This is a genomic window from Massilia sp. R2A-15, from assembly GCF_030704305.1.
GTDB lineage: Bacteria > Pseudomonadota > Gammaproteobacteria > Burkholderiales > Burkholderiaceae_D > JAFCUW01.
Map to the genome: position 1 here is coordinate 3,420,552 of NZ_CP131935.1, position 12,783 is coordinate 3,433,334.

General features: G+C 63.0%; 9 protein-coding genes. 2 read left to right on the plus strand and 7 right to left on the minus strand.

All coding sequences use genetic code 11. The features are described 5' to 3' along the window. Positions 1 to 15: 15 nt before the first annotated feature. Both Q4S45_RS15700 and Q4S45_RS15705 read right to left on the minus strand, forming a co-directional pair. Positions 16 to 1,647 carry an alpha-D-glucose phosphate-specific phosphoglucomutase gene (locus tag Q4S45_RS15700; RefSeq protein WP_305505786.1) on the minus strand — a complete coding sequence of 544 codons (1,632 nt, stop codon included), beginning with the start codon at positions 1,645 to 1,647 and terminating at the stop codon, positions 16 to 18. 83 nt (positions 1,648 to 1,730) lie between these two features. Further along, positions 1,731 to 3,062, minus strand: a complete 1,332-nt coding sequence (locus Q4S45_RS15705) for an MFS transporter (RefSeq protein ID WP_305505787.1) — start codon at positions 3,060 to 3,062, stop codon at positions 1,731 to 1,733. Positions 3,063 to 3,216: 154 nt separating this feature from the next. Here Q4S45_RS15705 and Q4S45_RS15710 point away from each other — a divergent pair, with 154 nt between their 5' ends. Further along, entirely contained in the window at positions 3,217 to 4,494 is a 1,278-nt protein-coding gene (locus Q4S45_RS15710) for an MFS transporter (RefSeq protein WP_305505788.1), read from the plus strand. A gap of 60 nt (positions 4,495 to 4,554) precedes the next feature. Here the strand turns inward: Q4S45_RS15710 and Q4S45_RS15715 are convergent, their stop codons facing one another. The 5 genes from Q4S45_RS15715 to Q4S45_RS15735 all read right to left on the minus strand — a co-directional run bounded on the left by Q4S45_RS15715 (position 4,555) and on the right by Q4S45_RS15735 (position 10,641). Next, positions 4,555 to 5,037 carry a GNAT family N-acetyltransferase gene (locus Q4S45_RS15715; RefSeq protein ID WP_305505789.1) on the minus strand — a complete coding sequence of 161 codons (483 nt, stop codon included), beginning with the start codon at positions 5,035 to 5,037 and terminating at the stop codon, positions 4,555 to 4,557. After that, positions 4,973 to 5,329, minus strand: coding sequence for a DUF1778 domain-containing protein (locus Q4S45_RS15720; RefSeq protein WP_305505790.1), 357 nt, complete (start codon positions 5,327 to 5,329; stop codon positions 4,973 to 4,975). The genes Q4S45_RS15715 and Q4S45_RS15720 overlap by 65 nt, the downstream gene beginning before the upstream one ends. 132 nt (positions 5,330 to 5,461) lie before the next feature. Next, complete coding sequence (locus Q4S45_RS15725) at positions 5,462 to 5,842, minus strand: glutaredoxin (RefSeq protein ID WP_305505791.1); 381 nt, start codon at positions 5,840 to 5,842, stop codon at positions 5,462 to 5,464. Positions 5,843 to 5,991: 149 nt separating this feature from the next. After that, positions 5,992 to 7,806, minus strand: a complete 1,815-nt coding sequence (locus Q4S45_RS15730) for a DEAD/DEAH box helicase (RefSeq protein WP_305505792.1) — start codon at positions 7,804 to 7,806, stop codon at positions 5,992 to 5,994. A 150-nt stretch (positions 7,807 to 7,956) separates the two neighbouring features. Continuing rightward, entirely contained in the window at positions 7,957 to 10,641 is a 2,685-nt protein-coding gene (locus tag Q4S45_RS15735; protein WP_305505793.1) for a TonB-dependent receptor, read from the minus strand. A 297-nt stretch (positions 10,642 to 10,938) separates the two neighbouring features. On the opposite strand from Q4S45_RS15735, the gene Q4S45_RS15740 reads away from it, so the two are divergent. Beyond that, entirely contained in the window at positions 10,939 to 12,783 is a 1,845-nt protein-coding gene (locus tag Q4S45_RS15740) for a glycoside hydrolase family 13 protein (RefSeq protein WP_305505795.1), read from the plus strand.

Below are 12,783 nucleotides of genomic sequence, written 5' to 3' on the forward strand. Positions count from 1 at the left end.
CGTTGCGGTCCTGTCTCAGGTGATGACGGTGGGGTGTTCGCGCCCGGTGCGCTTCTTCAAATCCGAAAGCTGGTCGGCGATGGCGGCCAGTCCTGCCAGCGCCTGCTGCGGGTCGATGTCGTGGCGAGCCGGATCGGCCTCGTATTTTTCCAGGTACAGGCGAATCGTCGCGCCCTCGGTGCCGGTGCCGGACAAGCGGAACACGATGCGCGAGCCGTCGGTCATCACGATCCGCACGCCCTGCTTCGTCGCGACCGAGTGGTCCACCGGATCGGTGTAGACGAAGTCGTCGGCGAAATCGACCGTGAAGCCATCCAGCTGCCGGCCCTTCAATCCGTCCAGCTGCGCGCGCAGGTTCTCCATCATCGCTTCCGCGGCGGCCGACTCGACCGCCTCGTAATCGTGGCGCGAATAATAGTTGCGGCCGAAGCGCGTCCAGTGCTCGCGCACGATGGTGTCGACCGGCTTGCCGGTGGCGGCCAGCAGGTTAAGCCAGAAAAGAATCGCCCACACGCCATCCTTTTCGCGGATGTGATTCGAGCCGGTGCCGTAGCTCTCCTCCCCGCACAAGGTTGCGAGGCCGGCGTCGAGCAGGTTCCCGAAGTACTTCCAGCCGGTCGGCGTTTCGTAGCATTTGATGCCGAGCGCTTTCGCCACTCGGTCCGGCGCGGTGGACGTGGGCATCGATCGCGCGATGCCTTTCAAGCCGTCGCGGTAGCCCGGCGCCAGCGTGGCGTTGGCGGCGATGATGGCCAGGCTGTCGGACGGCGTCACCGCCAGGCCGCGGCCGACGATCATGTTGCGGTCGGCGTCGCCGTCGGATGCGGCGCCGAAGTCCGGCGCATCCTTGGCGAACATCACGGCGATCAGTTCCGCGGCGTTGACGGGATTCGGGTCGGGATGATGGCCGCCGAAGTCCTCGAGCGGCGTACCGTTGATGACCGTGCCGGCGGGAGCGCCCAGCATGCCCTCCAGGATCTTGTGCGCGTACGGGCCGCCGACGGCGTGCATGCCGTCGTAGCGCATCGTGAAGCCGCCCGCGAACAGCTTCCGGATGGCAGGGAAGTCGAACAGCGTTTCCATCAGTTCGGCATAGTCGGCGACCGAATCGATCACTTCCACCTGCATCTGCTCGATGCGCGACTCGCCTATTTTGTCGAAGTCCGGCGCCGCCTCGTCGCTGATGCGATAGACCGAAATCGACTGCGTGGCGATGTACACCGCCTCGGTGAATTTTTCCGGCGCCGGGCCGCCGTTGCCGATGTTGTACTTGATGCCGAAGTCGCCATCCGGGCCGCCGGGGTTGTGGCTGGCCGAGAGGACGATACCGCCGAACGCGGCGTGCTTGCGGATCACGCAGCTCACGGCAGGCGTCGACAGGATGCCGCCCTGCCCGACCAGCACCTTGCCGAAGCCGTGCGCGGCCGCCATGCGCAGGATCACCTGGATCGCGGTGCGGTTGAAGTAGCGGCCGTCGCCGCCCACCACCAGCGTCTGGCCGCTGCAGTCGCCCAAGGTGTTGAAGATCGACTCGACGAAGTTCTCGAGATAGCCCGGCTGAAGGTAGTCGCTCACCTTCTTGCGCAGGCCGGACGTGCCGGGGCGCTGCCCGGCAAATGGCGTGGTCGCTACTGTTTGTATGGTCATTCGCAGCTCCTGTTGGCTATCGTATGGATTGGTATTGTAGACAATCCGCTACCATACGACAGCTGGCAAAAGCGTGGCGCGAATCACTTCGCCGCTGCGGCCTTGTCGGTCACGAACAGCGTCAGGATGCCGGCCAGCGCCATGCACGCGCCGCCCAGGATCAGGGTGTTGATCGTGTGGCCGGCGAACAGGTGGGTGGTGATCCAGCCCAGCAGCACGCTGCTGATGATCTGCGGGACCACGATGCAGATGTTAAACAGGCCCATGAAGTAGCCCATGCGGCTGGCCGGCAGCGAGCCGGCGAGGATCGCGTACGGCATGGTCAGGATGCTGGCCCATGCGATGCCGACGCCGATCATCGGCACGATCAGCATCTGCTTGTCGTGGATCAGGAAGATGCTGGCCAGGCTGGCGCCGCCGATCAGCAGGCAGACCGTGTGCACCAGCTTGCGGCTGGTGGCGCGCGCGAAGATCGGCAGGATGAATGCGGCCAGCGCGGAGACGCCGTTGTATACGCCGAACATGATGCCGACCCAGTTGCCGGCGCTCTGGTACGTGGCCGATTGCGCGTCGGTGGTGCCGTACACGTGGTCGGCGATCGCGGTGCCGGTGTAGATCCACATCGCGAACAGCGCAATCCAGGTGAAGAACTGCACCAGGGCCAGCTGCACCATCGTCTTGGGCATCTGGCCGAAGCCGCCGAAAATCTCGCGCAACGCGACGCCAATGTTCTTCGAGTGCTTGCGGTTGGCGTCGAACTTCGCCATGTCCGCGGGCGGGGCTTCGGTCGAGGTCAATACCGTCCACAGCACCGACAGGAAGAACACCAGTCCGCCGGCGTAGAACGAATAGCGCACGGTGTCCGGGATCATGCCGTTGACCGGCACGTTGCTGACGCCGAAGTAGTCGGAGAAAATCGTCGGCAGCAGCGAGGCGATCACCGCGCCGCAGCCGATGAAGAAGGTCTGCATCGCGTAGCCGGCGGTCTGCTGGCTAGCATCGAGCTTGTCGCCGACGAAGGCGCGGAAAGGCTCCATCGACACGTTGATCGCCGCGTCCATCATCCACAGCACCGCGGCGGCCATCCACAGGCTGGCGGAATTGGGCATCAAAAAGAGCGCGATCGCGGCGAACACGGCGCCGGCAAAGAAGAACGGGCGGCGGCGCCCCCACTTGGGATGCCAGGTATTGTCGCTCAGGTAGCCGATGATCGGCTGGACCAGCAGGCCGGTGACCGGCGCGGCGAGCCACAACAGCGGCAGGTCGTCGGGCGACGCGCCGAGGGTGGAGAAGATGCGGCTGGTGTTCGCGTTTTGCAGCGCGAAGCCGAACTGGATGCCGAAGAAGCCGAAGCTCATGTTCCACAGCTGCCAGAACGTCAGGCGGGGTTTTAATGAAGCCGTTTGCATTTCCATTGATGTCTCCGAAGTGTTTCCGACTTCATTATTTTGTAGGAAAATAACATGGCGTTTTCCGAGTGTCAATCGATTCCTTTCCATAGTAGAATCGAGGCACAACGCGCCTGCAAAAGGCCATTTTGTAGTCAAATAACAGAACAATGGGGACACCATGCTGGACATGCAGAAGCGCCTGAGCCACTCCTTTAACGCGATCATCAGCCTGCCGTCGACGGCAATGGGCTTCGCGCTGTGCATCCAGATTTCGGCGCTCAGCTGGCTCCTCAGCACAAAGTACCATCTCGACATCCACGAGATCGGCATCGTCTGGGCGGCCGGGCCGCTGGCCGGCATCATCGGCCAGGTGCTGATTGGCCTCATTAGCGACAACGCGTGGTTCTGGGGCGGGCGCCGGCGTCCGTTCATCCTGATCGGCGGCACGCTCGCCGCGCTGATGGTGTTCCTGCTGCCGCGGATCGACCTTGTCGCCAGCCTGCTCGGCATCGGCAACCTGCTGGTGGTCGCGGTGATCGTCGCGCTGACGCTGGACCTGTCGATCAACATCGGCTTCAACCCCACCCGAGCGCTGATCGCCGACGTCACGCCGGAAGGCGACGCGCGCACCAAGGGCTTCACCTGGATGCAGACGATCTCCGGCTTCTTCGGCGTGATGGCCTACCTGATCGGCGCCTTCATCGACAACTACGCGCTGATCTCGGTGGGCGTGGTCATCGTGTTCGCGTTCTCGGTGGTGCCGATGTTTTTCGTCACCGAGCCGCGCGACCTGGTCGTCAAGGGCGATGCGGTGGCCGCCACGAAGACCGAATGGGGCCAGCTGTGGCGCATCTACCTTGCGCACGGCTTCTCGTGGATCGGCGTGCAGTCGATGTTCGTGTACATCATCGCCTTCATCCAGCAGCACATCGTCGATGGGCATAATGCGCCGGATATCGTGGCGCAGCAGTCGGGGCACGTGATTTCGATTTCGTTCGCGGTCATGAACATCGTCGGCTTCATCCTGCCGGCGCTGGTGCTGGCGCCGCTGGCAAAGCGCATCGGCCGGGTCCGGACGCAGGCCGGCTGCATCGCCATCATGGCCGCCGCCTACTTTGCCATCGCGTTCGCGGGCCACTCGACGCACCGCCTGTACGCGCTGATGGCGATCGTCGGCATCGGCTGGAGCGCAGTGGTCAGCCTGCCATTCGCGATCATGAGCGAAAAGGTCGACAAGAGCCGCATGGGCTTCTTCATGGGGATCTTCAACCTGTCGGTGGTGCTGCCGCAGCTGCTTTCGACCGGCGTCGGCTACATCCTGAAATCGGCAGAGGATTCGAACGTGCTGTTCATGATTTGCAGCGGCTGCCTGGCCGTGTCGGCGGTATTGTGGTGCATGGTGCGGGAGACCAAAGAAGTGGCGGTCGAAACACCGGCACTCGCGCCTGCACACTGAAAAAATGGGTCAGGTTCGCCGGAGCGACGGGGACGCCGAGTTCGAATCAGCGGCGTTTGCTTACTCGGGAATTTGATTGATCCCGATAGTAAGCAGGAGCGGCTCTGACGGAGACGGAGCAAAGCCGTGCGTTTTATAGAACTCCGCAGCCCGCTCGTCTTTAGCATCGACAAAAACCGCAACACCGCCCACCTTCAGCGCCGCTGCCCGCGCCTTTCGAAGCGCGGCAACCAGGAGGATTTTTCCAATTCCCTGACCCTGAAGTTCTTTTGCGACGGCCAGTCGAGCCAGGGTGTAACAAGGTACGCTCGGCGGCAGTCGTTTAGCGATCTCGACGGGCAAGGCCTCTTTCGGCATCATTCGTCGAATTGCCAAGGTGAAGAAACCTAGAATTGAATCCGGTGTCGCGTCGTCGATCAATACGTATGTCTTGGAAATACCTTTGTTTTGATGCTGCCTCGCTGTCGTCCTGAGCCAATTATCGAGAATGTCGCTGCCGCTGTTGAAACTTCCGGTCTTGTGCGTCGCCTTCAGTGTCCTCACGCAATGAGCCATCGTTGACCTTGTTCTTGTATCGCTCGAACGCCTGGCTCAACTTGGCATTTGGTTGCGCCGGACTATCCAGTAAGCCGATCAGCCACTCCGCATCCTCTCGCGAATACCAGATCGTTTCCTCGCGATCAATAATGGCGCCGGCCTTCTCCAGCGCGGCCTGAATCACAAAATCGTCAAGGGATACTCCGGTAAGGTCGGCGGCGGCTTGCAGCTTCTCCGCCATCGGATCAGAGACCTGTGCAGTGATTCGAATGTTGTCAGCCATGGAATTCATTGCCATCACCCTTCGGTACCAGCGATTTGCTATCTGATACATCCTATCAGCACCAATCAGAGTTTGCCGCACCGGAGCCTGATCGCGACCGGAGGAATCTCAAGAGTGCGGAAGATTTTCCGCACCTTTCATGCTCGATCAGACGCCCTGTTTAGGCCCGACCATCCGCGCAAACTCCCCGCTGTCGATCAGCCGCTGCAAATCATCGGCGCCGCCGACCAGCACACCCTTGACGAACACCATCGGAAAGCTCTGCCAGCCGGTCCACATCTTCAGGGCGCTGCGGCGGCGCCATTCGCTCCAGTAGCTGCCGTACTCGAGGTACTTGTACGGCGCCGAAATCGCATCGAGCGACTTGCGCGCTTTCTTCGGGAACGGGTTCTGCGCCATGCCGACCACCACCACGTCGTTGCTGGCGATTGCGTCCTGCACCTCGCGGATGATGTCGGAGTGCCGGTCGGAGATGGCCTGGCGAATGGCAGGATGGATATGGGCTTCGTCGAGAATTTGGCGCGTCATGTGGCTTCCAGCAGTAGTTGTTATACGGCGATTATGCATGCGCGACGACGGACGCGCCAGCGCTCAACTTCGCGGACTAGGCGTCCCCGTCGCTCCGGCAGACCTGACCCCAACAGCAAAAAAGCCACCGTCTCCGGTGGCTTTCTCTATCATTCGCCCTTCGGGCCCTTGCGATGTTCTTTCTTCAGCCCCTTGGAGAAGCTGCCCTTCTCCGCGAACCGGCGGTCGCCCGCCTTCTTCGCAAAGCCGCCGCCGCTCTTGCCAGCCGGCGCTTCGCCGTCGCGCGTGATATTGAGCTGCTGCCCGGCGACCCACACCTTCTTCAGGTGATCCATCACGTCAGGCGGCATGTCCGACGGCAGGTCCAGCGTGCTGTAGTCGTCGTAGATCTCGATGCGGCCGATGAACCTCGATTCGATGCCCGCCTCGTTGGCGATGGCGCCGACGATGTTGCCCGGCTTGACGCCGTGCTGATGCCCCACCTCGATGCGGAAGGTGCCCATGCCCTCTTCGGCCGGACGGCTGACGCGCTCCTTCTTGAACGCAGGCACATCGCCGCGGTCGAAACGGCCCGGCGCATCCGCGCGCGGCGCGCGTGCCGGACGCTCTTCCCACGCCGGCGCGGCCTTGGCCGAACGGTCCGGCTTTTCCAGCAGCAGCGGCACATCGCCGCGCGCCAGGCGCGCCAGCGCAGCGGCGATTTCCACCGCAGGCACGTTCAGCTCGCGCTCGTATTCCTCGATCAGGTTGCGGAACACATCGTTGCCGCCCGCGGCCAGGGTCTCGGTAATCTGGTCCTTGAACTTCGCGATGCGCACGTCATTGATGGTTTTGACGGTCGGCAGCGTCAGCGGCGACACCGGCTGGCGCGTGGCGCGCTCGATCGCCTTCAGCAGGCCCTGTTCGCGCGGGGTGATGAACAGGATCGCCTCGCCGCTGCGGCCCGCGCGGCCGGTGCGGCCGATGCGGTGGGTGTAGCTTTCCGGGTCCGACGGCACGTCGTAGTTGATCACGTGGCTGATGCGCTCCACGTCCAGCCCGCGCGCGGCGACGTCGGTCGCCACCAGGATGTCGATCTTGCCGTCCTTGAGCTGGGCGATGGTGCGCTCGCGCTGCGCCTGCTGCATGTCGCCGTTGATGGCGGTCGCCGCGAAGCCGCGCGCCTGCAGCTTGCTGGCCAGTTCCTCGGTGCCCAGCTTGGTGCGGGCGAAGATGATCATGCCGTCGAACGGCTCGGCCTCGAGGATGCGGGTCAGCGCCTCGAGCTTCTGCATGCCCGACACCATCCAGAACCGCTGGCGGATGTTATCGGCGGTGCCGGTCTTGGCCGCCACGGTCACTTCCGCCGGCTCCTTGAGATAGGTCTTGGCGATGCGCTTGATCGCCGACGGCATCGTGGCCGAGAACAGCGCGGTCTGGCGCGACTCCGGCGTTTTTTGCAGGATCTGCTCGACGTCGTCGATGAAGCCCATGCGCAGCATTTCGTCCGCCTCGTCCAGCACCAGCGTCTTGAGCTTGGAGATGTCCAGCGAGCCCTTGTCCAAGTGGTCGATCACGCGCCCTGGCGTGCCGACGATGACGTGCACGCCGCGGCGCAAGGCCGACAGCTGCGGGCCGTAGCTCTGGCCGCCGTAGATCGGCAGCACGTGGAAGTCCTTGATATGCGCCGCGTAGGTCTGGAACGCCTCGGCGACCTGGATCGCCAGTTCGCGCGTCGGCGCCAGCACCAGCGCCTGCGGCGAGTGCTGCTTGATGTCGATGCGCGACAGGATCGGCAGCGCGAAGGCGGCGGTCTTGCCGGTTCCGGTCTGGGCCTGTCCGAGCACGTCGCGATTGGCCAGCAGCAGCGGGATGGTGGCGGCCTGGATCGGCGAAGGCGTTTCGTAGCCGATCTCCTTGATCGCCTTGATGACGGCGGTGGAGAGACTCAGCTCGGAAAACAACGGAAGGGGGGTGTCGGACATGGAATTGCTCACTTAATTAACGCGTAAAGCGACAGTTTACTCTCTTGACGCCCGACACGTACTTATTTCGCCGCGAATGAAAAAAGCCCCGCCACTTGAAGTGACGGGGCTTTGCTCGCTTTCGGGCGCCTTACGCGCCGAAGCGGGAAGTTACATCTTGTAGTTCAGGCCCAGCAGCATCTGGCGGCCATACTTGGCGTAGCCGTGCGGACGGTCCTTCTGCGCCGAGTAGGTTTCGAACGCGGTGTCGGTCAGGTTATTCACCTGGAACAGCACCGACAGACCCTTGACGCTGGCGAAGTCGTAACCGAGCTGCAGGTCGACCACGCTGTCCGCCTTCACGAACGTCAGGTCGCGCTGGCCGCCGATGCCGCCGATTTCGCCGACGAAATCGCTGCGGCGACGCTGGCTGACGCGGGCCGAGTAGCCATTGGCTTCATAGTAGGCGGTCAGGTTGAACACGCGCTTGGACAGGCCAGGCAATGGAATGTCCTGGTTGCCGAAGGCCTGGTCCTTGATGGTGATCTGGCTGCTGGTGAACGATGCGTTCGCCGTCACGCCAAAACCTGCCAAGGCCGGGGTCAGCATGTCGAGCGGAGTCGATGCCGCGAACTCCAGGCCGCTCAGGCGACCACCCTGGCCATTCTTTGGCTGGGTCAGGGTGCCGATGTTGCTGTCGGCGCCGACCAGGCGGTACTCGGTGAAGTCGGCCGGGTTGGTGACCTTGTAGATGTACGACTTCAGATTCTTGTAGAAACCGGCGGCCGAGACATAGCCCTTGGTGCCGAAATACTTCTCGTACGACAGGTCGAACGCGTTGGCGCGCCATGGGTCGAGCTGGGCGTTGCCGCCGTTACCGAACGGCTTGCCTTTCGAGTCCTGGGTCAGGCCAACTTCGAGCGCCGCGTTCAGCTCATTGAGCTTGGCGCGCGCCAGCGTCTTGCCGGCGCCGAAGCGCACCACTTGCTGGTCCGGCAGGCTCCACGACAGGTTGATGCTAGGCAAAACGTCGGTGTAGGACTTGCCGTCGGTCAACGGGATCAGGTCGGCAAACGGCCAGCGACGCAATGTGTTGGCGGTCGAACTCTGGTCGGTATGCACGACTTGCACGCCAACGTTGCCGTGCAGCGGCATCGACATCAGTTCGCTGTCGATGTTCATCTTCAGGTAGCCGGTGTTGACCTTCTCGTCGATGCTCCAGTTCTTGGTCGCGCCCCAAGGCACCAGCACGGCGGGCGTGAACGGACCGAAGTTCTTCGACAGCACGCCACCGATATCCCAGCTCAGGGTGTCGGGCAGGCCAAGCAGGTCTTGCGAACCGTTGATCACGGACGGCGAGAAGCTGCCGTCGCCGATCTTGTTGAAGCCGGTCTCGAGGTGCTGCTTGACCTTCGAACGCTTGGACGAATTGAAGCCGACTTCCGCGCTGTGGAACACGCTGCTGTCGAAGCGGCGCTCGAGGCTGAAGCGGAACGAGGTCAGCTTGTCGGTCAGGCTAGGCGCGTTGACGTAGCCTTCGCCGAAATTACTGCCGATCCTGACACCTGCCGGATCGGCATAATTGCCGGTCAGGCTCAGCTCGGGAACGCCGCCGTTGGCGTAATTGAAGGCGAGCGACTGCGCGTTCTGCACGCTGGCGTTGATTTCGATCAGACGCTCTGCGTGGTCGGCCTTCGAGTGGCTCAGGTCCGCGACGGCAGTCCAGTCGCCGCTGATGAATTTGTTGTTCCAGCCGATCGCCGACAGCTTGTCGTTGCGAGTCTGCTCGTTGTTGCGCACGACCGGGCGCAGGTTGCTGGCGGTGCCCGCGATCATCGTGCCGTTGACGACGGTCGGGTTGGAAAATACCGTGCTGCCGCTGTCGGCCAGCTGGATTTCCATGCCGCGGCGGATCTCGTCCTGCTTGAAGCGCGAGTGGTACACGTCGACGGTGGAGGTGAACTCGCGGCTAGGATGCCACTCGAGCACGCCCATCAGGCCATCGCGCACCTGGTTGCCGGTCACGGCCAACGCCTTGATGCCCTTCGGTACCTTGACGGTCGGGCCGCCGGCGACCGAGCCGTCCACCCAGTCCCAGGTCTCGAACTGGTTCGACACGTTCGGCTTGTCCTGGCGCGCATAACCGAGCGCGATACCGATCGTGCGGTTCGCGAACTGGTCGATGTAGGACATGCTGACGCGGTTGCCCTTGTCCGGCGAACCGGCGCTGATCTTGCCCAGCGAATTGCGCTCGCCGCGCACGTTGACGTTGAAGGCGCGCTCGCGCAGCGACAGCGGCTTGATCGTCTGCAGGTCCACGGTGCCCGACAGGCCCTGGCCCACCACGGCCGCGTCGGCGGTCTTGTACACGGTGACGGCGTTGATCAGCTCCGATGGATACTGGTCGTATTCGACGGTGCGGTCGGAACTGGTGCTGACCTGCTCGCGGCCATTCAACAGCGCGGTGGACAGGTCGCCGGAGGTGCCGCGAATGCTGATCGATTGGGCCTGGCCGTTGACGCGCTGGGCCGACAGGCCTGGCAAGCGGGCCAGCGATTCGGCGATGCTGATGTCCGGCAGCTTGCCCAGGTCTTCGGCCGAAATGGCTTCGACGATACCGGTGGCGTCGCGCTTGACCGCGATGGCGGTCTCGATACCGCGGCGGATACCGCTCACGGTGACCGACTGGATTGGCTGCTCGCCCGTTGCGGTGGCGGCAGGCGCGGTTTGCTGGGCGCTTGCCGAGCCGGCCAGCGCCGACAACAGCATCGCGCAGCCGGCGGCCACGGGGCTCAACTGGAATGCCAGGCCGTTAGGCGCGCTGCGCATGGCGCGCTTGCTTGCGAAAATCTTCATGTGTCCCCTCGATCCATTCTAAATGTGTTATTCCCGCCATCTCAGCGAAGCGCCTGTCCGCGGGATCCAGAAGCAAACGCTCTGAGGCGTCTGATGCCGATTTTGTATTAAAACTAGAATTCGTGTCAACGACAGTTGAGGGTTACTACGGGAAATGGCACTTTTCCCGCATCTCATTACCAATGGGAGAGCTGGCCGTTGTATTTCGGCTACAACCCTGCTGCGCCGCGGCTGTAGTTGGACTACATTTATGAGTAATGTGCCGATTCCCGGGAAACAAACGAGTACGCTGCCAAAATGAATAATTTTCTTGCCCCCTTCCTCGTCAGCGCCGCCTGCCTGACCGCCGGCGCCGCGCACGCGTTCGACTACCGCATCGACCACATAGAGCCGCCATCCTGGTGGACCGGCATGCAGAACAAGAAGCTGCAGCTGATGGTGCACGGCCCGCATCTCGCCGACCTCGATCCGGTGCTTGACTATCCAGGCGTGCGCATCGACGCGGTCACGCGGGTCCCCAACCGCAATTACGTGTTCATCGACCTGACGGTCGGCGACCAGGCCATGCCGGGAAAATTCGACATCACCTTCCGCGGCGCCGGCGCCAGCATCAATTACAGCTACCAGCTGATGGCGCGCGAGCCCGGCTCCGCGCAGCGCAAAGGCTTCAACAGCGCCGACGCCATTTACCAGGTCATGCCCGACCGCTTCGCCAATGGCGCGCCGGCCAACGACAGCGCGCCGGCGCTGGCGGAGAAAGCCGACCGCAAGAATCCCTCCGGCCGTCACGGCGGCGACATCGAAGGCATCATCGGCCACCTCGACTACATCGCCGCGATGGGCTTCACCCAGCTCTGGCCCACCCCGCTGGTGGAGAACGACATGCCGGACTACTCGTACCACGGCTACGCCGCGACCGACCATTACAGGATCGACGCGCGCTACGGCAGCAACGAGGACTTCCGCCGCCTGTCCGATGAAGCGCGCAAGAAGGGCATCGGCGTCATCCAGGACGTCGTGCTGTCGCATATCGGATTGGGCCACTGGTGGATGAAGGACATGCCGATGCCCGACTGGATCAACCACGGCGGCAAATTCGTGCCGACCGAGCACCACCGCGTGTCGGTGCAGGACCCGTACGGATCCGAGTCGGACCGCCAGAACTTCACCACCGGCTGGTTCGGCCCGCACATGCCCGACCTGAACCAGACCAATCCAATGGTGTCTAACTATCTAATCCAGAACAACATCTGGTGGATCGAATACGCGCACCTGTCAGGTCTTCGCATCGACACCTACGGCTATTCGGACACCGCCTTCCTCACCGAGTACACGCGACGCATCATGGCCGAATACCCGAACCTGAACATGGTGGGCGAAGAGTGGCACAAGTCGCCGGCCGTGGTGTCGCACTGGCAGCGCGGGAAGGTCAACGCCAACGGCTATGTCAACTCGCTGCCTGGCCTGATGGACTTCCCGATGATGTACGCGATGCGCACCGCGCTCACCGACAAGGACGCGGGCTTCAACGAAGCCTACGAAACGCTGTCGCTCGACTACCTGTATCCCGATCCCGCCAGCCTGGTGCTATTCGAAGGGAACCACGACGTCGCGCGCATGTACAGCGCGGTGGGCGAAGATTTCGACCTGTACAAGATGGACCTGGTGTTCACGATGACGGCGCCGCGCATCCCCCAGTTCTACTACGGCACCGAAGTGCTGATGACCAGCACCGCCAAGGGCCGCGACGACGCCAGCTACCGCCACGACTTCCCGGGCGGCTGGGCCGGCGACAAGATCAACGCCTTCACCGGCGCGGGACTCACGTCAAAGCAGCGCGAGGCGCAGGCCTTCGTGTCGAAGCTGGTCAACTGGCGCAAGTCTCAGCCGGTCATCCATCACGGGAAGACAATGCAGTTCGGCCCGGAGCATGACACCTGGGTCTACTTCCGCTACGACGACAGCAAGACGGTCATGGTCGCCTTCAACAAGAACGCCAAGCCTGCGAGCCTGCCGACAGCGCGCTTCCAGGAGATCCTCAAGGGCGCGCGTTCCGGCGTCGATGCGCTCACTGGCAAGACCTTCGACCTGTCGGCCACGCTGACGCTGCCGGCGCGCTCGGTCGTCATTCTCGAGATCTGA